The organism is Halomonas sp. TG39a (assembly GCF_000744395.1).
GTDB lineage: Bacteria > Pseudomonadota > Gammaproteobacteria > Pseudomonadales > Halomonadaceae > Vreelandella > Vreelandella ventosae_B.
On sequence record NZ_JQLV01000001.1, the window covers coordinates 3,959,813 to 3,985,054 of the forward strand.

Annotated in this window: 21 protein-coding genes and 2 tRNA genes; 18 read left to right on the forward strand and 5 right to left on the reverse strand. The window is 56.2% G+C overall.

Annotation, left to right across the window (positions count from 1 at the left end):
* Window positions 1-5 precede the first annotated feature (5 nt).
* Window positions 6-3,236, forward strand: a complete 3,231-nt coding sequence (carB, locus tag U738_RS17880) for a carbamoyl-phosphate synthase large subunit (RefSeq protein WP_035582938.1) — start codon at window positions 6-8, stop codon at window positions 3,234-3,236.
* A complete protein-coding gene (gene greA / locus U738_RS17885; RefSeq protein ID WP_035582939.1) occupies window positions 3,233-3,709 on the forward strand; it encodes a transcription elongation factor GreA in 477 nt (158 codons plus the stop codon). Before carB ends, greA begins: the two co-directional genes overlap by 4 nt.
* Before the next feature lie 70 nt (window positions 3,710-3,779).
* Here greA and yhbY read toward each other — a convergent pair whose 3' ends face one another.
* A complete protein-coding gene (gene yhbY / locus U738_RS17890; protein WP_035582940.1) occupies window positions 3,780-4,106 on the reverse strand; it encodes a ribosome assembly RNA-binding protein YhbY in 327 nt (108 codons plus the stop codon).
* A 114-nt stretch (window positions 4,107-4,220) separates the two neighbouring features.
* On the opposite strand from yhbY, the gene rlmE reads away from it, so the two are divergent.
* From rlmE to U738_RS17970, 16 genes are all read left to right on the forward strand, one after another.
* A complete protein-coding gene (gene rlmE, locus U738_RS17895; RefSeq protein WP_035582941.1) occupies window positions 4,221-4,868 on the forward strand; it encodes a 23S rRNA (uridine(2552)-2'-O)-methyltransferase RlmE in 648 nt (215 codons plus the stop codon).
* A gap of 270 nt (window positions 4,869-5,138) precedes the next feature.
* On the forward strand, window positions 5,139-7,169 hold the full coding sequence (gene ftsH / locus U738_RS17900; RefSeq protein ID WP_035582942.1) for an ATP-dependent zinc metalloprotease FtsH: 2,031 nt from the start codon (window positions 5,139-5,141) through the stop codon (window positions 7,167-7,169).
* Between the two features lie 117 nt (window positions 7,170-7,286).
* A complete protein-coding gene (folP, locus tag U738_RS17905) occupies window positions 7,287-8,201 on the forward strand; it encodes a dihydropteroate synthase (protein ID WP_035582944.1) in 915 nt (304 codons plus the stop codon).
* Window positions 8,198-9,547 carry a phosphoglucosamine mutase gene (gene glmM / locus U738_RS17910; RefSeq protein WP_035582945.1) on the forward strand — a complete coding sequence of 450 codons (1,350 nt, stop codon included), beginning with the start codon at window positions 8,198-8,200 and terminating at the stop codon, window positions 9,545-9,547. The genes folP and glmM overlap by 4 nt, the downstream gene beginning before the upstream one ends.
* Before the next feature lie 134 nt (window positions 9,548-9,681).
* Entirely contained in the window at window positions 9,682-10,431 is a 750-nt protein-coding gene (tpiA, locus tag U738_RS17915) for a triose-phosphate isomerase (protein WP_035582946.1), read from the forward strand.
* A 4-nt stretch (window positions 10,432-10,435) separates the two neighbouring features.
* Entirely contained in the window at window positions 10,436-10,795 is a 360-nt protein-coding gene (secG, locus tag U738_RS17920) for a preprotein translocase subunit SecG (RefSeq protein WP_035582950.1), read from the forward strand.
* A 48-nt stretch (window positions 10,796-10,843) separates the two neighbouring features.
* Window positions 10,844-10,930, forward strand: a tRNA-Leu gene (locus U738_RS17925).
* Window positions 10,931-11,107: 177 nt separating this feature from the next.
* Window positions 11,108-11,184: transfer RNA gene (locus U738_RS17930), tRNA-Met, on the forward strand.
* A 316-nt stretch (window positions 11,185-11,500) separates the two neighbouring features.
* Window positions 11,501-11,962, forward strand: coding sequence for a ribosome maturation factor RimP (gene rimP, locus U738_RS17935; RefSeq protein ID WP_007111828.1), 462 nt, complete (start codon window positions 11,501-11,503; stop codon window positions 11,960-11,962).
* Between the two features lie 72 nt (window positions 11,963-12,034).
* Window positions 12,035-13,549, forward strand: a complete 1,515-nt coding sequence (nusA, locus tag U738_RS17940) for a transcription termination factor NusA (RefSeq protein WP_035582951.1) — start codon at window positions 12,035-12,037, stop codon at window positions 13,547-13,549.
* A gap of 27 nt (window positions 13,550-13,576) precedes the next feature.
* Window positions 13,577-16,171, forward strand: a complete 2,595-nt coding sequence (gene infB, locus U738_RS17945; RefSeq protein WP_035582952.1) for a translation initiation factor IF-2 — start codon at window positions 13,577-13,579, stop codon at window positions 16,169-16,171.
* 18 nt (window positions 16,172-16,189) lie between these two features.
* Window positions 16,190-16,606 (forward strand): 30S ribosome-binding factor RbfA, encoded by a 417-nt coding sequence (gene rbfA / locus U738_RS17950; RefSeq protein ID WP_035582954.1) that lies wholly within the window; start codon window positions 16,190-16,192, stop codon window positions 16,604-16,606.
* Window positions 16,606-17,526, forward strand: coding sequence for a tRNA pseudouridine(55) synthase TruB (gene truB, locus U738_RS17955; RefSeq protein WP_035582956.1), 921 nt, complete (start codon window positions 16,606-16,608; stop codon window positions 17,524-17,526). The genes rbfA and truB overlap by 1 nt, the downstream gene beginning before the upstream one ends.
* A 108-nt stretch (window positions 17,527-17,634) precedes the next feature.
* Complete coding sequence (gene rpsO, locus U738_RS17960) at window positions 17,635-17,904, forward strand: 30S ribosomal protein S15 (RefSeq protein WP_007111823.1); 270 nt, start codon at window positions 17,635-17,637, stop codon at window positions 17,902-17,904.
* A 178-nt stretch (window positions 17,905-18,082) separates the two neighbouring features.
* On the forward strand, window positions 18,083-20,251 hold the full coding sequence (gene pnp, locus U738_RS17965) for a polyribonucleotide nucleotidyltransferase (RefSeq protein WP_035582958.1): 2,169 nt from the start codon (window positions 18,083-18,085) through the stop codon (window positions 20,249-20,251).
* A 180-nt stretch (window positions 20,252-20,431) separates the two neighbouring features.
* Entirely contained in the window at window positions 20,432-21,601 is a 1,170-nt protein-coding gene (locus U738_RS17970) for an MFS transporter (RefSeq protein ID WP_035582960.1), read from the forward strand.
* 69 nt (window positions 21,602-21,670) lie between these two features.
* Here the strand turns inward: U738_RS17970 and U738_RS17975 are convergent, their stop codons facing one another.
* The 4 genes from U738_RS17975 to panB form a co-directional block, all read right to left on the reverse strand.
* Window positions 21,671-22,849 (reverse strand): acetyl-CoA C-acetyltransferase, encoded by a 1,179-nt coding sequence (locus U738_RS17975; RefSeq protein WP_035562738.1) that lies wholly within the window; start codon window positions 22,847-22,849, stop codon window positions 21,671-21,673.
* Window positions 22,850-23,068: 219 nt separating this feature from the next.
* Window positions 23,069-23,449, reverse strand: coding sequence for an aspartate 1-decarboxylase (gene panD, locus U738_RS17980; RefSeq protein ID WP_007111819.1), 381 nt, complete (start codon window positions 23,447-23,449; stop codon window positions 23,069-23,071).
* Between the two features lie 29 nt (window positions 23,450-23,478).
* Window positions 23,479-24,351, reverse strand: a complete 873-nt coding sequence (panC, locus tag U738_RS17985) for a pantoate--beta-alanine ligase (protein WP_035582962.1) — start codon at window positions 24,349-24,351, stop codon at window positions 23,479-23,481.
* Between the two features lie 59 nt (window positions 24,352-24,410).
* Window positions 24,411-25,202: a 3-methyl-2-oxobutanoate hydroxymethyltransferase gene (panB, locus tag U738_RS17990; protein ID WP_035582964.1), complete on the reverse strand. Its 792-nt coding sequence runs from the start codon at window positions 25,200-25,202 to the stop codon at window positions 24,411-24,413.
* Window positions 25,203-25,242 lie beyond the last annotated feature (40 nt).

Genomic DNA, 25,242 nt, shown 5'->3' on the forward strand with positions numbered 1-25,242 from the left:
CCGTTATGCCTAAGCGTACCGACATCAACACTATTTTGATCATTGGCGCTGGCCCGATTGTGATCGGCCAGGCCTGCGAATTTGACTACTCTGGCGCCCAGGCGTGTAAAGCGCTGCGTGAAGAGGGTTACCGGGTTGTGTTGGTTAACTCCAACCCCGCCACCATCATGACCGACCCGGCCATGGCCGATGCCACTTATATCGAACCGATTACCTGGCAGACGGTAGAGAAGATCATCGAGGCCGAGCGTCCCGACGCTATCCTGCCGACGATGGGCGGCCAGACGGCGCTGAACTGCGCCCTCGAGCTTGAAAAGCACGGCGTGCTGGAGAAGTACGGCGTGGAGATGATCGGTGCCAACGCCGATGCGATTAACATGGCCGAAGACCGCGACCTGTTCGATCAGGCCATGAAGCGCATTGGTTTGGAATGCCCGAAAGCGAAAGTGGCGCACACCATGGATGAGGCTTGGGAGATCCAGGCTGAACTGGGTTTTCCGACCATTATTCGTCCTTCCTACACCATGGGCGGCTCCGGCGGCGGTGTGGCGTACAACAAGGAAGAGTTTGAAGAGATCTGTACCCGCGGGTTTGAGCTCTCCAACAACCACGAGCTGCTGATCGATGAGTCGCTGCTGGGTTGGAAAGAGTACGAGATGGAAGTTGTGCGCGATAAAAACGACAACTGCATCATCGTCTGCGCGATTGAAAACTTCGACCCCATGGGGGTGCACACCGGTGACTCCATCACCGTGGCCCCGGCGCAAACGCTGACTGATAAAGAGTATCAGATCATGCGTGACGCCAGCCTCGCGGTTCTGCGCGAGATTGGTGTGGAGACCGGTGGCTCCAACGTCCAGTTCGGTATGGATCCCAAAACTGGCCGTTTAGTCGTTATCGAAATGAACCCGCGGGTATCGCGCTCCTCGGCGCTGGCCTCCAAGGCGACTGGTTTTCCGATCGCTAAAATCGCCGCCAAGCTGGCTGTGGGCTATACCCTGGATGAGCTGCAGAACGATATTACCGGTGGGCGTACCCCGGCGTCGTTCGAGCCGTCTATCGATTACGTGGTTACCAAAATTCCGCGCTTCACCTTCGAGAAATTCCCCCAGGCCAACGATCGCCTGACCACCCAGATGAAGTCGGTGGGCGAGGTGATGGCGATTGGGCGTACTTTCCAAGAGTCGCTGCAGAAGGCGTTGCGCGGCCTGGAAACCGGTAACGATGGTCTCGATCCGATCATTACCGATTTCACGCCAGACAATATGGCGATTATCCAGGGCGAGCTCCAGGCTGCGGGCGCCGAGCGTATTTTCTACATCGCTGATGCCATGCGTTCGGGCATGAGCGTTGATGAGGTGTTTGCGCTAACCAATATTGATCCTTGGTTCCTGGTTCAGCTGGAAGATTTAGTGCTGACGGAAAACGCCGTCGCCAAGCGCTCATTGCCCGACTTCTCTGCCCGTGAGATCTATCAGCTCAAGCGCAAAGGCTTTGGCGATGCGCGTCTGGCCAAGCTACTTAGCATTAGCGAAAAAGCGTTCCGTGAAACCCGTCAGGCCGCTGGTATTCGCCCGGTTTATAAGCGCGTTGATACCTGTGCCGCGGAGTTTGCCTCAGACACCGCCTATATGTACTCCACCTATGAAGAGGAGTGCGAGGCGGATGTCTCTGACCGCCAGAAAATTATGGTGCTGGGTGGTGGCCCCAACCGTATCGGCCAGGGTATCGAGTTTGACTACTGCTGCGTTCACGCTGCCTTCGCCATGCGCGACGACGGCTATGAAACCATCATGGTCAACTGCAACCCGGAAACCGTCTCTACCGACTACGACACCTCTGATCGCCTCTATTTTGAGCCGGTAACGCTGGAAGACGTGCTCGAAATCGCTGACAAAGAGAAGCCGGTGGGCGTGATCGTTCAGTTCGGTGGCCAAACGCCGCTAAAGCTGGCCCGCGAGCTAGAGGCAGCCGGTGTGCCGATCATTGGCACCACGCCGGACGCTATCGACCGCGCTGAAGATCGTGAGCGCTTCCAGGTGATGATCGACAAGCTGGGCTTGAAGCAGCCGCCCAATGCCACGGCGCGTAGCTTTGCCGAAGCGTTCGATAAAGCTGAGGCGATTGGCTACCCGCTGGTGGTGCGCCCCAGCTACGTGCTGGGTGGCCGGGCTATGGAGATCGTCTACGACGCCTCCGAGCTTGAGAATTACATGACCCACGCGGTGAAAGTCTCCAACGACTCACCGGTGCTGCTGGATCACTTTTTGAGTGCCGCGATCGAGATCGATATCGATGCGGTGTCGGATGGTCAGCAGGTAGTGATCGGCGGCATCATGCAGCACGTAGAGCAAGCGGGCGTTCACTCCGGCGACTCCGCCTGTGCGCTGCCGCCTTACTCGCTGCCCGCTGATGTGCAGGACGAAATGCGCCATCAGGTTAAGCAGATGGCGGTTGAGCTGGGCGTTAAAGGCCTAATGAACGTGCAGCTTGCCTGGCAGGATGGCGAGATTTACGTCATTGAAGTCAATCCGCGCGCTTCGCGTACCGTGCCTTTTGTGTCCAAGTGCATTGGTACCTCGCTGGCGCAGATTGCGGCCCGCTGCATGGCCGGTAAAACCCTGGCTGAGCAGGGCTTTGAGCGCGAAATCGTGCCGCACTTCTATAGTGTTAAAGAGGCGGTGTTCCCGTTCAATAAATTCCAGGGGGTTGACCCGATTCTCTCGCCGGAAATGAAGTCGACCGGCGAAGTGATGGGCTCTGGCGACACCTTTGCAGAAGCTTTCTTCAAGGCGCAGCTGGGGGCAGGCGAGGCGATCCCTGGGCTGACCGGCGAGCGTAAGGCGTTTCTTTCTGTACGCGAACCCGACAAGGCAGGGATTATCGAAGTGGGTCGTTCTCTGTTAGCATTGGGCTTTACGCTATGTGCAACACAGGGAACAGCAGCTGCTTTGGAAGCTGCCGGGCTCGCTGTGGAGCGCGTCAATAAAGTCTACGAAGGTCGTCCCCATATCGTCGATCTGCTTAAGAACGACGAAATCGCCTACATTGTGAACACTACTGAAGGTCGTCAGGCTATTAACGACTCTTCGGTCATTCGCCGTACTGCTCTCGCGCGCAAGGTGCCCTATGCGACCACCTTGGCGGGCGCTAATGCTGTTTGCATGGCGCTTGAGTACGGTAGGGAGATTACGGTGCGGCGCCTTCAGGATCTGCATGCAGGAGCAAGTCAATGAACAAGGTCCCGATGACGGTTGCGGGAGAAAAAAGTCTTCGCGAAGAGTTGAATCATCTCAAAGGCGAAGCGCGTCCGCAGGTGATCGCGGCCATCGCCGAAGCGCGTGAGCACGGCGATCTAAAAGAGAACGCTGAGTACCACGCTGCTCGCGAGCAGCAAGGGTTTATCGAAGGGCGTATTCAGGAGATCGAAGGCAAACTCTCCGTCGCGCAGGTGATTGATGTCACTAAGTTGCCGAAAACCGGCAAAGTGATTTTTGGTGTCACTGTGTCGTTGATAAACCTGGAAAACGATGCAGAAGTGACGTATCGCATCGTCGGGGAAGACGAAGCAGATATCAAAGCCGGGCGAATCTCGGTTACCTCCCCCATTGCCCGTGCCTTAATTGGCAAAGAAGAGGGTGATGTCGTGGTGGTCAAAACCCCCGGTGGTGACGTCGAGTACGAAATAGGTAGCGTCGAGTACGTGTGATAAAAAAACGCCCCTTCAATTGACCTGCATTAAGTCGGTTGAAGGGGCGTTTTAGTGCAACAGCGTGCGGTTAATACCGGCCGTGGTGGTTCTCAAAGCGGGTAACATTAGAAAGCTTCGGGTTCACCTTTGGGTTTCTGCGGTACAGTAGCGCCATTTTGCCAATGGTTTGCACAAGGTCGGCACGGCTGTTAGCAACCAGTTCGGCGATGATGGCAGCGCGATCATCACGCTCAGGAAGGGCGAGTTTCACTTTGATCAGTTCGTGATCGGTGAGTGCGCGGTTAAGTTCTGCGAGCAAATTTTCGGAGACGCCGTTCTCAGAAACGGTGACCACTGGATTAAGATGGTGGCCAATGCTACGAAATGCTTTCTTTTGTGCCTGTGACAAGCTCATGGTATCTTGCGGTATCCCGGTTAGCGCTTAACGCTCCATCTTACGGTGAAACGACACCGAGTGAAAGCGATCGCGTGAATGCGCCCATCTCTTATTCCAGTGTTAGATTCCTACATGCAGCAAAAGCCCCCAAATCGAAAACATTCCGTCAGCAAGACCAGCAATAACTGGAAGAAGGAGCATTTCGACGACCAGTACGTGAAGCAGAGCTGGCAAGATGGCTACCGCTCCCGCGCTAGCTATAAGCTGATCGAGTTGGATGAAAAGGATAAACTGCTGCGTCCGGGTATGACGGTGATTGATCTGGGCGCAGCGCCTGGCGGGTGGAGTCAAATCGCTGCGGAGCGGGTGGGTCCAGAAGGTGTGGTCATTGCCTCTGATATTCTAGAGATGGATGCGCTGGCCGGCGTGGACTTTATCCAGGGCGATTTCACTGAGGAGGCGGTGCTGGAGGCGATACTAAAACGCCTGGATAATCGCCGTGTAGACCTTGTGATGTCGGATATGGCCCCCAATATGAGTGGTATGGCGGCGATTGATCAGCCTCAGGCGATGTATTTAGTGGAGCTTGCGTTAGAACTCGCGCGCGAAACGTTGTCACCTGGTGGTCGATTTTTAGCTAAAGTATTCCAGGGGGAAGGGTTTGACGCCTACTTGAAAGAGTTGCGTGGCAGCTTTAGCAAAGTGGTGACTCGTAAGCCGGATGCCTCGCGGGCACGCTCCCGTGAAGTCTATTTTCTGGCAGAGGGGTTTCGTGGGTAGTTATTCAAAAATAGCTATTCGCGACATAGAACGTCCGTGTGGTTAGATATTGACCGCGTGGTTCATAGCCAAGATTTATCATCGCGATTGCCAGACAGGCAAGCGCAACGTGTGTCACATTAGTCGCCATAAGTGCGCGTGACACAGATGGCCCGAGGCATAAGACGCTTTGGCAATGGTTGAACGCTTGATGCTGATGTAATGTCCTAGTAAAAGGAATTATTAAGCAGCAGGCTTTAACTGACAGATTCTTGTAATGAGGGTAGCCCCTTGAACGATATGGCGAAGAACCTGATTCTGTGGTTGGTCATCGCGGCCGTCCTACTGACAGTGTTCAACAATTTCAGTACCGAAAGTGCACCGCAAAACACAAACTATTCCCAGTTTGTGCAGCAGGTGCAAAATCAACAGGTGCGTAGCGTGACCATTGATGGCTACACCATCACGGGTGAGCGCTCGGATGGCTCTCAGTTTCAGACGATCCGCCCCTCGGCGGAAGATCCGAAGCTGATGGACGATCTGTTGAGCAACAATGTGACGGTAGTGGGCAAAGAGCCAGAACAGCAAAGTATCTGGACGCGGCTGCTGATCGCCAGCTTCCCGATTCTGCTGATTTTGGGCATCTTCATGTTCTTCATGCGCCAAATGCAGGGCGGAGCCGGTGGTGGTAAAGGCGGCCCGATGAGCTTTGGTAAATCGAAGGCCAAGCTACTCTCTCAAGATCAGATCAAAACAACCTTTGCCGACGTGGCGGGCTGTGATGAGGCCAAGGAAGAAGTCGAAGAGCTGGTCGACTTCCTGCGCGACCCAACCAAATTTCAGCGCTTGGGTGGCACCATCCCCCGCGGCGTCTTGATGGTGGGTCCGCCGGGTACCGGTAAAACGCTGTTGGCCAAGTCGATTGCGGGCGAAGCTAAAGTGCCGTTCTTCTCGATTTCCGGTTCTGATTTCGTTGAAATGTTTGTTGGTGTCGGTGCATCCCGTGTGCGCGACATGTTCGAACAGGCCAAGAAGCAGGCGCCGTGCATTATCTTTATCGATGAGATTGACGCCGTGGGTCGCTCGCGTGGCACCGGTATGGGTGGTGGTAACGACGAGCGCGAACAGACGTTGAACCAACTACTGGTCGAGATGGATGGCTTTGAAGCCAACGAAGGCGTCATTGTTATCGCCGCGACCAACCGTCCTGACGTACTCGACCCAGCGTTGATGCGTCCGGGCCGTTTTGACCGCCAGGTCACGGTTGGCTTGCCAGATATTCGTGGTCGCGAGCACATTTTGGGCGTTCACTTGCGCAAAGTGCCGCTGGCGGATGACGTAAAGCCGCAGTTGATTGCGCGCGGTACGCCAGGCTTCTCCGGTGCTGATTTGGCCAATCTGGTTAACGAATCGGCATTGTTTGCAGCCCGTCGCAATAAGCGCCTGGTCAGCATGGAAGAGCTTGAGCTGGCGAAGGATAAGATCATGATGGGCGCTGAGCGCAAATCGATGGTCATGACCGACAAAGAGAAGCTCAACACGGCTTACCATGAGTCGGGTCACGCCATTATCGGTTTGGTCGTGCCTTCTCATGACCCGGTTTACAAGGTAACGATTATCCCGCGGGGTCGTGCGCTGGGTGTCACGATGTTCCTGCCGGAAGAGGATCGCTACAGCCTCTCTCGTCAGCAAATTCTGGGGCAAATCTGCTCGCTGTTTGGTGGCCGTATTGCCGAAGAGATGACGTTAGGCCCGAACGGCGTGACCACGGGTGCCTCCAACGACATCAAGCGTGCTACTGAGCTGGCTCACAACATGGTTGCTAAGTGGGGCTTGTCGGACGAAATGGGCCCGATCATGTACGACGAGGATGAGTCTCATCAGTTCCTCGGCGGTCCGGGTCAGGGTGGCGGTAAGATGAAGTCGGGCGACACCACTACGCGCCTTGATAAGGAAGTCCGCAAAATCATCGACGATTGCTACGAGCAGGCACGCCAAATCCTGACCGATAATCGCGATAAGCTGGATGCCATGGCCGAGGCCTTGATGAAGTACGAGACCATTGATGCCACGCAGTTGAAGGACATCATGGAAGGTCGTGATCCGCGTCCGCCGGAAGGCTGGGACGACGGTGACTCATCCGGTGGCGGTACGCCTGTCAACGATGACAAGCCCCAGGTGAAGGCCGAAGACGACGCTTCTTCCAACGCTTCAGATGGTGATGCTTCTGGAGGCGGTGATTCTGGAGACAATGGTGAAGAGGATGACGACGAGCCGCGTCGCCGCCCTTCAGACCCGCTAGGCGGCCCTGCAGGCCCCTAGTGAATGACTAGATAGTTCACCCCTCGTATGAGCCGAAGGCGCCCCGTCAAGGGGCGCCTTTTTTGATATGCTATGTACATAGCACTGCAATGTTTCTTTTCTTGACCAGGCTGCAGCATGAAATCAATTCTGGACACGTCCTCTACGCAAAACGCTGACAATGCTTTCCAACTGCGCTGTGGGCGTCATCTGCTGGATCTCTCCTTTCCCCGGGTGATGGGCATTCTCAATGTGACGCCGGACTCTTTTTCCGATGGTGGGCAGCACGTGGCATTGGATGATGCTTTGCGCCACGGTGAACGGATGCTGGCCGAAGGGGCGGCGATGATTGACGTGGGCGGCGAATCGACCCGTCCAGGGGCTACCCCGGTCAGCCCGCAAGAAGAGTTGGATCGAGTGGCGCCGGTGGTGGAAGTCCTGGTGCGCGAGCTGGATGCGTTGGTGTCGGTCGATACGAGCTGCCCGACCGTCATACGCGAGGCGAGTGAGCTGGGGGCTGGAATGATTAACGATGTGCGCGCCCTTGAACGGGAAGGCGCGCTGTTGGCCGCGGTGGGCAGTGGCCTGCCTGTTTGCCTGATGCATCGCCAGGGTGAGCCGCAGGATATGCAGCAATCGCCCGCCTATCAGCGCCCCATCGAAGAAGAGGTGGCGGACTATCTGGCGCGCCGGGTGGCCGAGTGCGAGGCGGCCGGTCTGCGCCGCAATCGTCTCTTGATTGACCCCGGCTTTGGCTTCGGCAAAACCGTTGAACACAATCTACGCTTACTCAAATATATGCAAACGCTACAAGCACTGGAGCTTCCCTTGCTGGTGGGTATGTCACGCAAAAGCATGATTGGCAAGGTGCTGGGCCGTCCGGTGGAGGAGCGCCTCTGCGGTGGTTTAGCGCTCGCTGCCATGGCGGTGGAGCGTGGCGCGAATATTCTGCGTGTGCATGATGTGGCTGCCACGGTTGATGCAGTCAATATGGCGTGGGCGGTACTACAAGAAGGCTGCGAGCCGCCGCTAAACAAGGAGTTTGACGCATGACAAGACGCTATTTCGGGACGGATGGCATCCGCGGCACGGTGGGTAAATCACCCATTACGGCTGATTTTATGCTCAAGCTGGGTTGGGCGGCGGGTCAGGTGCTGCGCCGGGATAAAGGGCGAACGCGGGTGCTGATCGGCAAAGATACCCGGATCTCTGGCTATATGTTTGAATCCGCCTTAGAGGCAGGGCTTTCCGCGGCGGGTGTCGATGTATCCCTGCTGGGACCCATGCCCACGCCAGGAATTGCCTACTTAACGCGCACCTTCCGTGCCGACGCGGGGATTGTCATCTCGGCATCGCATAACCCGTTTGACGATAACGGCATCAAGTTTTTCTCTGCCGAGGGCAAGAAACTCCCCGATGAGACAGAAGACCGTATCGAGACGATGCTAGAGGCGCCGCTGACCACCGCGGAAGCTGCCCAGTTGGGTAAAGCAACCCGTATTGATGACGCTGCAGGCCGTTACATCGAGTTTTGCAAATCGACACTGCCTGATCGGCTTAGTCTGCATGGCCTCAAAATCGTGCTGGATTGTGCTCACGGCGCTACTTACCATATCGCACCCAATGTGTTTCGCGAGCTGGGAGCTGACGTTACCACCATTGGCGCCTCGCCGGATGGGTTAAATATTAACCAGCAGGTGGGCTCAACCCATCCCGCCGCGCTGCGTGCTGCGGTGATCCAGCAAAATGCTGATTTAGGAATCGCCTTTGACGGCGATGGTGACCGCGTGCTGCTGGTAGACGGCGATGGCCGCGAAGTCGACGGCGACGATATTCTCTATCTGATTGCCCGCGATCGCCACGAGCGTGGGTTGCTGCAAGGCGGCGTAGTGGGCACGCTGATGTCCAACTTTGGCTTGTCGATGGCGCTTGATAAGCTGGGGATTCCCTTTGAGCGCGCTAAAGTGGGCGACCGCTTTGTGATGGAGCGCATGGCCGCCAATGGCTGGGAGCTGGGTGGTGAGTCGTCTGGGCATATTGTATGTGGGCATGTGCAGACCACGGGGGATGGGATCGTTTCCGCGCTGCAGGTGTTGGCCTTGATGATGCGCGAGCAGAAGAGCCTGCCGACACTGTTAAAAGAGCTGGAAAAAGTGCCCCAGGCACTGGTCAATGTGCGCTTGCCCGCCGATACCCGCGCCAAAGACGTCATGGCATCTGCACCACTTCAGCAGGCGGTAGCGGCGCTAGAGCATGAGTTAGGGGATGAGGGCCGAGTGTTGCTACGCCCATCAGGGACTGAGCCGCTCATTCGTGTGATGGTGGAAGGGCGCGCCCATTTAGATGTCGATCAATTGGCGCGTGGCTTGGCCAGTCAGGTTCAGGCGCTACTTAATTAAATGTGTTCAACTAACCGGGAAAGCAAACCGGTTCAGCAAACTGGTTTAGTAAACCCAGCTTGTGGTTATAACAGCGGTTGTCTTGACAAGGCCGCTCCTATACCATTTCGCTCCACCTTGAGTGAGGAGAGTCGATGCGTACGCCTTTAATTGCCGGTAACTGGAAAATGAACGGTTCCGTGGCGCTGATTAACGAATTCGGCCAGGCCTTCTCCGCCGCCGTATCGCCAACCAACGTGGATGTCGTGGTTATTCCGCCGTTCCCCTATTTGGATGCGGCGCGCCATGCGTTTGAAGGTACGGTGCTGTCATTAGGCGCGCAAACGTTGAACCCTATTCACTCCGGGGCGCATACCGGTGAAGTCAGTGGCCGTATGCTAAAAGAGTTTGCGGTCTCTTATGTATTGGTGGGGCACTCCGAGCGACGCCAGCTCTATAAAGAGAGCGATGAGCAAATTTTCGCGCGTCTTTTGGCAGCCTTAAGTGTCGAGCTCAAGCCAATTCTCTGTGTGGGTGAGTCTCTAGAAGAGCGTGACGCAGGCCGCACGATGGAAGTGGTGCTTCGTCAAGTGGGGTATGTCATGTCCCGCTTAGAGCCTGATCAGCGCAAGCAGGTTGTTATTGCCTATGAGCCCGTTTGGGCAATTGGCACTGGCCGTACGGCTAGCCCTGAGCAGGCCCAGGACGTTATGGCAGGCATTCGTGCCTACCAGGCGGGTTTCGATAAGGGGCTCGCCGAGCAACTGCGTTTGCTTTACGGCGGCAGTATGAACGCAAGCAATGCGGCTGAGCTGCTCGCTCAGCCAGATATCGACGGCGGTCTAGTGGGCGGAGCCTCACTCAAGATCGATGATTTTTATGCCATTTGTCAGTCAGCAGGATAACGCCATGCAAGTTGCAATTCTTATGATTCATGTGGTGATTGCGGTCGCCCTGGTGGTACTCATCCTGCTTCAGCAGGGTAAAGGTGCCGAAGCCGGCGCGGCTTTCGGGGGTGGTGCATCACAGACCGTGTTTGGTTCACGGGGCAGCGGTAACTTTTTGTCGCGCACCACCGGCATTTTGGCGGCGGGCTTCTTCGCCACTTCAATGGCGCTAGCTTACTTTGCTACCCAAGCGGGTCAGGCGCCAGAAGCGGGTATTCCCGATTCGCGCCTGATCGAGCAGCAGCAAAGCGTTCCAACGCTTGACGACAGGCCTGCGGACGTGGATAATGCCGCGCCAGTGCTAGAGGAAAGCAGCGAGTAAGTAGTGCTCGTTGTTTAGACAGAAAGAGTTTCTTTAGCCTCCCCTGATGCCGAAGTGGTGGAATTGGTAGACACGCTATCTTGAGGGGGTAGTGACCGTATGGTCGTGCGGGTTCAAGTCCCGCCTTCGGCACCATCTGTTTTGCTGGCTTGCCAGCTTCCCAGAATGTTCTTTTGTTACCAGTAGGCCAGCGTTGGCAGCTGAGGCGAAAAAACAGCTTTAAGTAGGTGGCTTTTTTCAGTAAGTCGTTCTTGAAGCAAGTAGTTCTTGACGTAAGTGGCTTTAGTGTCTATTATCGTCGACCTAGATTGATGCGGGGTGGAGCAGTCTGGTAGCTCGTCGGGCTCATAACCCGAAGGTCATCGGTTCAAATCCGGTCCCCGCTACCATTTTCTAGTGGCATGTGTTGGCTTGTTATTTTTAAGATATATTGAAAAATAACGGTCATGCTAGGCTTAGCCTGTTACATGTTGCTAAGACGGTACTGGAAGTAGTACTTAAGAAATGGTACACAAGGTTTCTTTTAAAAAGCCCCTTCCAGTGAAGGGGCTTTTTGTTAGCAGCTTTTGAGTAGCAAGAATATCTTAATAGCGGATGTCGTCCGGATAAGCGGAGACACATTCCCGAGTAACGCCAATCAGCCACCTAGCTTTTCTAATAACTCCTGGCCAGGTGCCTGATGCAACGGCTATAGGAGCTTTGTCTGTGGCCACTAAACACGCTGCGCTTCACGCGCTGATCGAACCTGTTGTTGCTGCCATGGGCTTTGAACTATGGGGCATCGACCATCTTTCCCAGGGCAAAAATTCGCGGCTGGTGATCTATATTGAGCGCGAAAGTGGCGTTAGCGTGGAAGACTGCGCAGATATTAGCCGCCAAGTCAGTGCTGTTATGGATGTAGAAGACCCCATTGCCGGTGAGTATCGGTTGGAAGTCTCCTCGCCAGGCATGGCACGTCCCTTGTATTCCCTGGATCAGTTTACCCGCTTTCAAGGTCATCACGTCGCGCTGAAACTGCGCACTGCCTTTGACGGGCGGCGCAAGTATCAAGGGCTTTTGGTCGGTGTTGAGGGGGATGAAGTGCTGCTACAACTGGATGGCGAAGAGTACTGCTTTCCAATTGAGAGTATTGATTCTGCTCACATTGTACCGCAGTTCGACGATTGACCGGGTGGCGGCGCTGCCGGCAGGCTGCCGGGGTGATGCACATAAGGATAGGTTTTCTGGCGAGGCATACGCATGAGTAAAGAAATTTTAATGGTCGTTGACGCGATCTCCAATGAGAAGGGCGTCCCGCGTGATGTCATCTTCGAAGCGGTCGAAGCCGCTCTTGCGAGCGCGTCACGTAAGCGTTTTGAAAAAGAAGAAGCCAATGTGCGCGTGCATATTGACCGTCGTACTGGGGAATATGAAACGTTCCGCACCTGGACGGTCGTCGAAGATGACGAATTCGAAACGCCCGACTACGAAATCAAAGAAAGCATCGCCGAGCAGCGTGATCCGCCGCTTAAATTAGGCGATGTGGTGGAAAAAAGCATCGAAAATGCGTCGTTCGGTCGTATTGCGGCGCAAACCGCTAAGCAGGTGATCGTACAGAAAGTACGTGAAGCTGAGCGGGCAGAAGTGGTGCGCCAATATGCTGATCGCGAAGGCGAACTGGTAGCGGGCATCGTTAAAAAGACCACTCGCGACGGCCTGATCATTGATTTGGGCGAAAACGCTGAGGCGTTTTTGCCGCGCAATGAAATGATTCACGGTGAGCGTTACCGCATGAACGAGCGGGTACGTGCCCTGTTGGTCAAGGTAGACCCAGACGCACGCGGTGCCCAGCTTCAGCTATCGCGGACGTGCCCCGAGCTGATCATCGAGCTGTTCAAAATTGAAGTGCCAGAGATCGCAGAGCAGTTGATTGAGATCAAAGGTGCTGCGCGTGACCCCGGTTCACGGGCCAAAATTGCGGTAAAAACCAATGATCGCCGCATCGACCCGGTCGGTGCCTGTGTGGGTATGCGCGGTTCACGCGTTCAAGCGGTCTCTTCGGAGCTGCAAAACGAACGCGTTGATATCGTGCTGTGGGATGACAATCCCGCCCAGTTGGTGATTAACGCCATGGCACCTGCCGATGTTGGGTCTATCCTTGTGGACGAGGATGCCCACGCAATGGATGTGGCCGTGGCGCAGGATAACCTTGCTCAGGCGATTGGTCGGAGCGGTCAGAACGTGCGTTTGGCTTCTGAACTTACCGGCTGGCGCATTAATGTCATGACCGAAGAGGAAGCGGAGTCTAAGCGCGATCAAGAGATTGATAGCCTGGTGGACTCTTTTATCCAGCACCTCGATGTGGATGAAGATGTCGCTCGCCTGTTGGTGGATGAGGGGTTCACTACCCTGGAAGAAGTCGCCTACGTGCCGATGGAAGAGATGCTCGAAATCGAAGAGTTCGATGAAGATTTAGTCGAAGCGCTTCGTGCACGTGCGAAAGACGAGCTGCTGACGATGGCCATTGCCACGGAAGAAGCGCTAGACGGTGCCCAGCCAGCAGCAGATCTGCTGGAGATGGATGGCATGGAGCGCCACCTGGCCTTCATTCTGGCCAGTCGCGGCATCGTTACCATGGAAGATCTCGCCGAGCAGTCTGTCGACGATCTGGTCGATATCGAGGAGTTGGACGAAGCGCGCGCAGCGGCACTGATCATGACTGCCCGTGCGCCCTGGTTTGAAGTCGATGACGCATCGGATTCGAACACACAGTAAACAGGTCACGGGCTGAGGAGGGTCAATATGTCAGATATGACAGTTAAAGATTTCGCAGGAAAGGTGGGCCGTGATGTGCCTCGCCTACTAGAGCAAATGAAAGAAGCGGGTTTGAAGCACGCTTCAGAAAGCGATGCTGTGTCTGAAGAAGATAAGCAGAAGCTGCTGAGTTTCTTGAAGAAGAGCCATGGCGGTAGCGACACTGCTGAAGCGGGCAAAAACCGTATCACGCTGACGCGCAAAACCCGTAGCCGTATCAATACCGGCGAGCGCGGCAAAACCATCGAAGTGCAGGTACGTAAGAAAAAAACCTACGTCAAAAGCGCTGAAGATGAAAAGCCGAAAGCACCGGAGCCTAGCTACACCGGCCCCCGCCAGCTAGTGGGCGATATGGCGGAAGCTGAAGCTGAGCGCAAGGTTTCCGATGCGCGTGAAGCCGAGGAAAAAGCTGCTGCGAAGAAAGCTCGAGCTGCGCAGGTAGCTGAAGCGACAGCGCGTAGCAATAAAGAAGCTGAAGCCGCCGCGCATAGTAAGCAAGAGGCTGAATCAACGCCAAGAGCCACTAAAGCACCGGCGACGCCTGATATCCCGGTGCCGAATCTTGAAATCGACGACACGCCGTCCGGTGACGATATGCCGCCAGCGCCGCCGAAAGAAGGCCGCTCTGACCGTCGTACTGCGCCGCCGAAGAAGGCTGCAGCAAAAGCCAAGGGTCGTCGTGACGATGAAGATCGTGGTGATCGCGAAGAACGCAAGCGCGGTGGCGGCGGTAAGAAGGTAAAACGTGCCGAGCAGCGTCGTGGTGGTCGCCGTGGTGGCAACCAGACCGGCAACGGCAAGCACGCTTTCCAGAAACCGACTCAGCCGATTGTGCGTGAAGTATCGATCCCTGAATCGATCAGCGTGGCGGAATTGGCCGACAAAATGTCGATCAAAGCCAACGAAGTCATCAAGGCCATGTTCAACATGGGCGCGGCAGTGACCATTAACCAAACCATCGATCAGGATACGGCTGCGATCGTGGTGGAAGAGATGGGTCATACGCCGAAGCTGGTGAAAGATGACGCGCTGGAAACGGAAATGCTTGAAGGCATCTCCTATGAAGGCGAAGAGATCACCCGCTCGCCCGTAGTGACCGTTATGGGTCACGTTGACCACGGTAAAACTTCGCTGCTCGATTACATCCGTAAAGCGAAAGTAGCCACGGGTGAGGCTGGCGGTATTACCCAGCATATCGGTGCCTACCACGTGGAAGATAACCACGGTGGCGTGACCTTCCTGGATACCCCAGGCCACGCGGCGTTTACCGCTATGCGTGCCCGTGGTGCCAAGGCGACGGACGTCGTCATCCTGGTCGTCGCAGCGGATGATGGCGTGATGCCTCAGACGATTGAGGCGATTGAACACTCCAAAGCTGCCGAAGTGCCCATGGTGGTAGCGGTCAACAAGATCGATAAAGATGGTATCGATCTTGATCGCATCAAAAATGAGCTTTCCCAGCACGGCGTGATCTCGGAAGAGTGGGGCGGCGACACCCAGTTTGTTCACGTGTCTGCTAAGACCGGTGAAGGTATGGAAGAGCTGCTGGAAGCGATCCAGCTGGCCTCCGAAGTGCTTGAGCTAAAAGCCGTGCCTTCCGCGCCCGGTAAAGGTGTTGTGGTTGAGTCACGCCTTGATAAAGGACGTGGTCCGGTCGCTACCGTACTGGTTCAGAACGGCACGCTGAGAAAGGGCGATATCGTCCTGGCTGGCCTGCACTATGGTCGTGTACGTGCGCTGACCAACGAACTTGCCCAGCAGGTTGATTCGGTTGGCCCGGCCATGCCGGTAGAGATTCAAGGCTTGGGCGGTACGCCGGATGCCGGTGATGACTTTATGGTCGTTGCTGACGAGAAGAAAGCCCGCGAAGTAGCTAACTTCCGTCAAGGCAAGTACCGCGAAGTGCGCCTGGCGCGTCAGCAGAAGGCCAAGCTGGAGAACATGTTCAGCCAGATGGGCCAAGACGAAGTGGCCAAGGTCAACATCGTCCTCAAAGCCGACGTTCAAGGTTCGCTGGAAGCGATCAAAGGCGCTCTGGAAGAGCTCTCTACGGGTGAAGTTGAAGTCGCCGTGGTTTCCTCTGGTGTGGGTGGTATCACCGGTACCGATGCCAACCTGGCGCTTGCGTCGGAAGCCATCGTGGTCGGCTTTAACGTCCGTGCTGACGCCGCTGCCCGTGAGATCATCGAACGTGAAGGTCTGGATCTGCGCTACTACAGCGTTATTTACCAGCTGATCGACGAGGTCAAGCAGGCGATGAGCGGTATGCTCGCACCTGAGTGGAAAGAAGAGATCGTCGGTATTGCCGAAGTACGCGACGTCTTCCGTGCGCCGAAGATTGGTGCCATCGCTGGCTGTATGGTCATCGAAGGCAGCGTGCATCGTAATAAGAAGATCCGCGTGTTGCGTGATGACGTGGTGATCTACGAAGGCGAGCTCGAATCGCTGCGCCGCTTCAAAGACGATGTGCAGGAAGTGCGCAACGGCATGGAGTGTGGCATCGGCGTGAAGAACTACAACGATGTCCAAGTCGGCGATAAGATCGAAGTCTTCGACCAAGTGAAGGTCGAGCGTAGCCTGTAAGGCTGCGAGGAGCTAAACATGCGCGAATTTAAGCGTACTGACCGGGTAGCCGACCAGCTCCAAAAGGAGCTGGCGGTATTGATCCAACGCGAAGTGAAAGACCCACGTTTGGGCATGGTCACGGTCAGCGGTGTCACCGTTAGCCGTGACCTTGGCTACTCCGACGTCTACGTCACTTTGTTGGGTGAGCAAGAGCCCGAGCGTATTAAAGAGAATCTGCAGGTGCTTAAGCGCGCTGCGGGTTTTCTAAGAAGCCAGATTGCTAAGCGCATCAAGCTACGTCACGTGCCAGAACTACGTTTTCATTTCGATGAAAGCGTGGTGCGCGGTCAGCAACTCTCTTCACTGATTGATGAAGCGGTCACCACTGACCGCGCACGCAATCAAAGTGAAGAAGGGGACGACGCTGCCGAGCAAAGTGAGGAAACTCGCTAGTGGCGCGTCAACGTCGTGGTTTGCCGGTCAATGGCGTACTGCTGCTGGATAAGCCCAAAGGCGTTTCCAGCAACCATGCGCTGCAGCGTGTACGTCGGCTGTTCCAGGCTCAAAAAGCCGGGCACACCGGCACGCTCGACCCGATGGCAACCGGCTTATTGCCGATTTGCCTAGGCGAAGCGACCAAGTTCTCGTCGCACTTGCTGGAAGCCGACAAGGTGTATCGCACCCGGATAGAGCTTGGGGTGATCACCGATACCGGCGATGCGGAAGGCACGATTATTGAGCAGCATGAGGTTCCCAGTTTAAGCGCCGATGACGTGGAAACTGTGCTCACCCGCTTTCGCGGTGAGATTGACCAAGTGCCTCCCATGTACTCGGCGCTAAAGCATCAGGGCAAAAAACTTTACGAGTTAGCCCGCGAAGGCAAACACGTAGAGCGTGCAGCTCGGCGGGTAAGCGTGTATGATGCGCGCCTGCTATCGTTTGAAGGCAGCGCTTTTGAGCTGGAAGTAAGCTGCAGTAAAGGCACTTACATCCGCACGTTAGCCGAAGATATTGGTCAAGCGCTTGGCTGTGGTGCGCACATCAGTCAACTAAGAAGGCTCAAAACAGGGCCCTTTTTAGCCGACGCGATGTGGACGCTAGAGGCCTTGGAAGCACTGGCCGACCAGGCAGCACTGGAAGCTGAGCTAATGCCCGTGGATGTGCTGGTGGATCATTTGCCGTTACTGACGGTAGACGACACCGCCCACGCCCGTTTGGCCCATGGCCAGCCCGCTGCTCTCGAAACCGGCGCATTAGCCGCAGACGAAGTAGCCAGACTTTATTACGCCGAGACGTTTATCGGCCTTGGCGTAGTGAAAGGTGCCCAGGAAGTGGCGCCTAAGCGGCTGTTAAGTACCGTCGCTATCTCGTAATCAGCGTTGCAAGGACGCAGCACTTTACGGGAAAATAGTAGCTTGAGACTGCAAATATGCGTGGTCTCACCCATTCATTTTTAGGCATATTGCTTACTGGAGAGACAGATGGCTTTAACCGCTGAGAAGAAGGCCGAGATCGTCACTGAATACGGCCGCGGCGATAACGATACCGGTTCCCCTGAAGTACAGGTTGCACTGCTGAGCGCCAACATCAATGGCCTGCAGGACCACTTCAAGACCAACAAACAGGATCACCACTCTCGTCGTGGTCTGATCCGCATGGTTAACCAGCGTCGTAAGTTGCTGGACTACCTAAAGCGTAAAGATTTCGAACGCTATCAGTCCCTGATCCAGCGTTTAGGTCTGCGTCGTTAAGCGTTAACGGCAACGATTCGAAACGGGCAGCTCATAAAGAGCTGCCCGTTTTTTTATGTTTCGGGTTTATCTCAATAGTGCTGGGGGCAAGCAGGAACTGGTAGCCCTATCGCGTTCCAGCGCCTAGAATGGTAACCAGTCAAAACGACCTAAACGAATAGACAAGTAGATATTGATAATGCTGAAGGAAGTCGCTGTGAATCCGGTAAAGAAAACGTTCCAGTACGGTCGTAGCACCGTCACGCTCGAAACCGGGCGTATTGCTCGCCAAGCCACCGGCGCTGTCATGGTTACCATGGACGACACCGTCGTGCTGTGTACCGTGGTCGCTCGTAAAGAGGCTAACCCGAGCCAACCCTTTTTCCCTCTCTCGGTACACTACCAGGAGAAAACCTACGCAGTGGGCAAAATTCCTGGCGGCTTCTTTAAGCGCGAAGGACGACCCACTGAGAAAGAGACGCTGACTTCGCGGCTGATCGATCGCCCGATCCGTCCGCTGTTCCCCAAAGGCTTTATGAACGAAGTGCAGGTCGTCTGTACCGTTCTCTCCACCGACCGTAATCACGATCCGGATATTGCCGCACTGCTGGGTACTTCCGCAGCGCTGAGCATCTCTGGCGTGCCGTTTAGTGGCCCGATCGGCGCAGCCCGCGTTGGTTTTAACGAAGAGAAAGGCTACTTCCTCAACCCAACCGTTGAAGAACTGGCCACCTCTGAGCTCGACATGGTCGTCGCCGGTACTGAAAAAGCCGTGCTGATGGTTGAGTCTGAAGCTAAAGAGCTGCTTGAAGACGAAATGCTGGGAGCCGTACTGTTCGGCCACCAAGAGATGCAGGTAGCGATCAGCGCCATCAACGAACTGGTTGCTGAAGCCGGTAAGCCGCGCTGGGAGTGGCAGGCCGCCGAAGAGAACCAGGCGCTCAAAACCGCTATGGCCGATGCGTTTGAGGCTAAAGTGGGCGATGCTTACCGCATCACCGACAAAATGCAGCGCCAGGATGCACTGGCTGAGTTGAAAGACCAGGCGATTGAACAGCTGGCAGCCGATGAAGGCGAACCGGTTAACGACAAGTTCAGTAAAGATGACGTTAAAGGTGCTTTTGCTAGCCTGGAAAAACGCGTGGTGCGTTCGCGGGTTGTCAAAGGCGAGCCGCGTATTGATGGTCGCGACAACCAGACCGTGCGCCCGCTGGCTATCGAAGTCGGCGTGCTGCCAAAAGCCCACGGTTCGGCCATCTTTACCCGTGGTGAGACCCAGGCGATAGCCGTGGCAACGCTGGGCACGCTGCGTGACTCACAGCTAATTGAATCACTGGAAGGCGAGCGTAAAGACCGCTTTATGCTGCACTACAACTTCCCTCCCTACTCGGTAGGCGAAGCGGGCTTTATGGGTGGCCCTAAGCGTCGTGAAATCGGCCATGGCCGCCTAGCGCGTCGCGGCGTACAGGCGATGCTGCCATCCGAAGATACCTTCCCCTATACCATTCGCGTGGTCTCGGAAATCACCGAGTCTAACGGCTCTAGCTCGATGGCTTCCGTATGTGGCTCTTCGCTGGCGTTGATGGATGCAGGCGTGCCGCTAAAAGCACCGGTGGCGGGTATCGCAATGGGTCTGGTAAAAGACCCGGACGGCTTCGCGGTATTGACCGATATCCTGGGTGATGAAGACCACCTCGGCGATATGGACTTTAAAGTCGCAGGTTCTGAAGAGGGCGTTACCGCCCTGCAGATGGACATCAAGATCGAAGGCATCAACGAAGAGATTATGGAGCTCGCGCTGCAGCAAGCACTGACCGCGCGGCTGAGTATTCTTGAGCAGATGAATGTGGTGATCAGCCAGAGCCGTAGCGATGTCTCCGACAACGCCCCGTCCATGGCAACGATTAAAATCGATCCCGACAAGATCCGCGATGTGATCGGTAAAGGCGGCGCGATGATTCGTAAAATCTGCGAAGACACCGGCGCTTCAATCGATCTCGACGACGACGGCACCGTACGTATCTACGCGGAAGATAAAGCCGCCGCCAAGCGCGCCATTGACACCGTACTGGCGATTACCGCTGAAGCGGAAATCGGCAAGCTGTATATGGGTAAAGTGGTACGCATTGCTGACTTCGGCGCGTTCGTGAACATCATGCCGGGTACCGATGGCCTGGTGCACATCTCGCAAATCGTTGCCGAGCGCGTTAACAACGTGCGCGACTTCTTGAACGAAGGCGATGACGTGATTGTGAAGGTACTTGATATCGACAACCGCAACCGCGTGAAGCTGTCGATGAAAGAGATCACTGAAGAAGAGAAAACCGCTTTCGCAGCAGAAGCAGCGGAAACCGAAGCGACGATTTAAATCGCTGGCTAGGTTTCTGATACCGCCCTCGTAGCCTCTGGCTGCGGGGGCTTTGTTTTTGCTAGGTATTTTTTTGCTAGGTACCGTTTTAGCAAAGCACTTTTTTACTAGATAGTGTTTTGATGTTAGCTAAAGCTATGTTCGCCGGGATTTAGACAGTCAACAGTCAGGGAGCAGCAGATGGAGCAGCAACAAGCGCCGCGCTGGTGGGCGGTGGTGGCCGTGATGATCGGCATTTTTTTACTGGTGACCGCGGAGCAGCTGCCGATTGGGTTGCTTTCTCAGGTGGCATCGAGCATGGGCGTTACCCCCGGCATGGCAGGCTTAATGGTCACCGTGCCCGGCGTGGTCGCTGCCTTTTCAGCCCCGCTGCTGCCGGTCGCGGTGGGGCGCTTGGATCGGCGTATTATGCTCACGGTATTGATGGTCGTGATGGTGGCCGGGAGTGTGCTCTCGGCATTGGCCAGCAGCTTTATCCTGTTGCTTGCCGCCCGTGTGCTGGTGGGGCTTAGCATTGGTGGGTTTTGGGCGGTGGCGGGCAGTATTGCCCCGCGCCTTGTGCCGGAGGCACAGGTGCCTAAAGCGATGACGATGATTTTTGGTGGTGTCGCGGCAGCCTCGGTGCTGGGCGTACCGCTGGGCACGCTATTGGGCGATTTCAGCAACTGGCGGGTCGCCTTTGGGGCGCTGGGCGGTTTTAGCCTGTTAACGGCCATTGCGCTGTGGCGTTGGCTGCCGTCTTTGCCACCACGTGAACCTGTTCGTCTGCGAGTACTGGCGCAGCAATTTAGTAATCGTGGTGTACGGGTGGCGGTATTAACCACAGGGTTTGTGGTGGTGGGGCACTTTGCCGCCTACACCTTTATTAGCCCTATCCTGCAGGAGATTAGCGGTATTTCCCAGCGCCATGTGGGCAGCCTGCTCCTGCTCTACGGGGCCGCAGGCATCCTGGGCAACATTGCGGCGGGTATGTTCGCCGGGCGGCACCCCTACCGCGCGGTGCTGGCGATTCCCAGCCTGCTGCTTATCGTTGTAGCTGCTTTCCCGGTGCTGGGTATTCAACCGAGCAGTGGCGTGTTCTTGCTAATGGCCTGGGGCGCCGTGTTCGGCAGTGTATCGGTAAGCATTCAAACCTGGATTTTACGCACCGCACCCAATACCGAAGCCGCCACGGCGTTAATGGCGTTTACCTTCAATATGTCGATTGGTTTGGGGGCAATGGTCGGTGGGCGTATCGTTGATGGCACTAGCTTACCTATCGCCATGTGGGCGGCTTCCGGGCTATTCCTGCTGGGCGCGCTGCTGGTGCTGAGCACACCTGCCAGGGTGGTCGGTGAGAGGTCACGCTAATCATCTACAAGCCAAAAAATACCCCCGTCGCAACGGGGGCATGTTTGGCTGGTTAACCGAAGACGATTGTTAAGGACGCTCTATCGCCAGTGCGACACCCTGACCGCCGCCGATACACAGCGTCGCGAGGCCTTTCTTGGCGTCGCGGGCGATCATTTCGTGGAGCAGGGTGACCAGTACGCGGCAGCCGGAAGCGCCGATGGGGTGGCCTAGGGCAATGGCACCGCCGTTGACGTTGACCTTGCTGACATCCCAGCCAAGTTCTTTGTTAACGGAGAGTGCCTGGGCAGCGAAGGCTTCGTTGGCTTCTACCAGATCCAGGTCATCCAGGCTCCAGCCGGCTTTTTCCAAGCAGCGGCGGGTAGCCGGTGCGGGGCCGATACCCATAATGGCAGGATCAACGCCTGCGTTGGAGTAAGCGGCAATACGCGCCAGCGGCTCTAGCCCCAGCTGCTTGGCTTTTTCGGCGGAGCAGAGCATAACCACTGCCGCGCCGTCGTTGAGCGCCGAGGCGTTACCGGCGGTAACGGTGCCGTCTTTCTTAAACGCAGGGCGCATGCCGCCAAGCTTCTCCGCGGTAACTTCCCGTGGGTTCTCATCGGTATCAAACACCACCGGGTCGCCTTTGCGCTGGGGGATTTCCACCGGCACGATCTGACCTTTGAACTTACCTTCTTTGATGGCGGCAGCGGCTTTCTGCTGGGACGCTGCGGCGAACTCGTCCATCGCTTCGCGGGTGATGCCGTACTTCTCGGCCAAGTTCTCGGCAGTAATGCCCATGTGGTAGTTGTTGAACGCATCCCACAGGCCGTCGTGCACCATGGAATCAATTGCCTTCCAATCGCCCATGCGCTGACCGTTGCGGGAGTTGGGGAGTACGTGTGGCGAGGCGGACATGTTCTCCTGACCACCGGCCAGAATCAGCTCAGCATCGCCACAGCGAATGGCTTGAGTGGCGAGATGCAGCGCTTTAAGGCCTGAACCACACACTTTGTTGATGGTCATGGCCGGTACCGAGTCTGGCAGGCCGCCCTTGATAGCCGCTTGGCGCGCCGGGTTTTGGCCAACGCCTGCGGTGAGCACTTGGCCCAGCAGTACTTCGTCAACTTGATCGGGAGAAACGCCGGTTGAGGCGAGGATATCTTTGATCACCAAGGCGCCGAGGTCGCTCGCGGGAATACCTGCGAGGGAGCCGCCGAAAGCGCCCACAGCGGTGCGGCGTGCCGCAACAATGACTACTTCTTGCATAAGATGACTCCTGGAGTAATTAACAGACAGTCTGATGCCAGATGCCCGATAGGCGTGCTCTGCAGCCGTACTCTTTTATTCGTGCTGTGTCAGCCGTCTCTTCAGCATAGGGGAAGGTGGTGCGTTGCGGCAATAAACCTTTATGGGCAAATAAAAACGGGCCAACATGTGGCCCGTCAGGGGAAAGTAGTAGAGGCGCTAAGATTCGGCCAGTTGTGATCAGGCCAACTGCACCGGGATAATATTGCTGGTGTGGCTGACGTGGTTGCCTTCCTGCAGATACACCAGCGCAGGCTGGTGGTTTTCCAGTTCGGCTTCGGAGTAGTGGGCGTAGCTGCAGATAATGATCCGGTGGCCAGGGGCGGCAAGGTGGGCCGCAGCGCCGTTGATCGAGATAAGTTTGGAGCCTTCCTCACCGCGGATAGCGTAAGTGGTGAAGCGTTCGCCGTTCTCGACGTTGTAAATCTGGATCTGCTCATTTTCACGAATGCCCGCCATATCCAGCAAGTCACCGTCGATGGCGCAGGAGCCTTCGTAGTTGAGTACCGCGTGTGTGACGCGAGCCATGTGCAGCTTGGCTTTGAGCATAATGGTGTGCATTGTGAGTTCCTGTATTCCTCGTTGTTGGTTTATTCACTCATAGTCGTGGCAGCGCTGTTCGGGAGCTGAACCGTGAGGTTGTCGATTAATCGCGCCGGGCCTAGTTTGGCGGCGGCCAGCAGTACTGCCTGGCGAGTCGCTGGGCTGACCGGGGCGAGCGAGGCATCGCGCAATTCCAGGTAGTCCGGTGTAAAGCCCGCATCATACAGCGCGGCTTTACCCTGGTGTAGTACCTTTTCGATAGCGTCGCCATGTTCCAGTGCGTCGCGTAGTGTACACAGCGTTCGGTAGAGCACAGGGGCAATGGCGCGCTCCTCGCGACTTAAATAGCCGTTACGCGATGACAGTGCCAAACCATCTTCTGCGCGCACGATGGGCACGCCGATAATTTCGATGGGCATGTGCAGATCGCGCACCAGCTTACGAATCACCGCAAGCTGCTGGTAATCCTTCTCCCCAAAGCAGGCAATATCTGGCTGCACCAGATTAAACAGCATGCTGACCACGGTGGAGACGCCGTCGAAATGGCCGGGGCGTGAGCCGCCGCACAGCCCTTCGCCCACCACGGGCACATGCACGCGGGTCTGTGCGTCCAAGCCGTTAGGGTAGAGCGAGCTCGCCGCCGGGGCGAACAGCACGTCGCAGCCAGCCTCGATAAGCTGCGCTTGATCGGCATCAAAGGTACGCGGGTAGCCGTCTAAGTCTTCGCCTGGGCCAAACTGCATCGGATTGACGAACAGGCTTGCGACCACGATATCGGCGTGTTGGCGCGCGCAGGCGACCAGCGCTAGGTGGCCTGCGTGGAGATTGCCCATGGTGGGCACCAGGGCAATACGCTGGCCGCGTTGGCGGTAATCTCGCAGCGTGCTGCGGAGCTGATCAATGTCTCGCAAAGTGCGCATAGTCGTTTCGTATGAGTGACAAAAGGTGGTCGATAGACGAGATGCCTTAACCGTCATCTTTAAAAGCAGTGCTCTTGGGCTGGGAAAGTGCGTGTTTTGACCGCTTCATGGTAGCGCTGAAACGCAGTTTGAATGCTGTCCGCCTCAACCATAAAGTTTTTCACAAAGCGCGGCGTGCGTCCGTGGGTGACGCCCAGCACATCGTGCATCACCAGAATTTGGCCGTCGGTATCCGGTCCTGCGCCAATGCCAATCACCGGCACATCCAGCGCGGCGGTGACCGCTTTGCCCAGACTGGCAGGAACGCACTCGAGCAGAATCACCGAAGCGCCCGCCTCGACAAGTACTTTTGCGTCGTTAATGATGCGTTCCGCTTGAGCAGCGTCGCGTCCCTGCACTTTATAGCCACCTAGCTGATGCACGGTTTGCGGTGTTAAGCCCAGGTGGGCACACACCGGTACGCCGCGGCGGGTAAGTTCACGAATGCCATCGGCCATCCACGCTTCGCCTTCCAGTTTGACCAGCTCCGCGCCCGCGCGCATCACGGCACCGGCATCTTCCAACAGGCGCTCCGTGGTGGCGTTGCTCATAAAGGGGAGGTCTACCATCAGCAGGCTATGGCCTTTACCACGCGCCGCGCAGCGGGTGTGGTAAATGATATCGTCAATGGTGACGGGTAGGGTGCTGTTATGGCCCTGTAGCACCATGCCCAGCGAATCACCGACGAGCAGGACATCAATGCCTGCCTGGCTTGCCGCATGGGCAAAGGAGGCGTCGTAAGCGGTTAGGCAACTGAACGTCTCGCCAGCCTGCTTATAGGCCTGCAGCGTGCTTAGGGTGACGGTTTTCATGGCGTGCTCTCATGTTTTACGTGAGGCCGCTGCGACATAG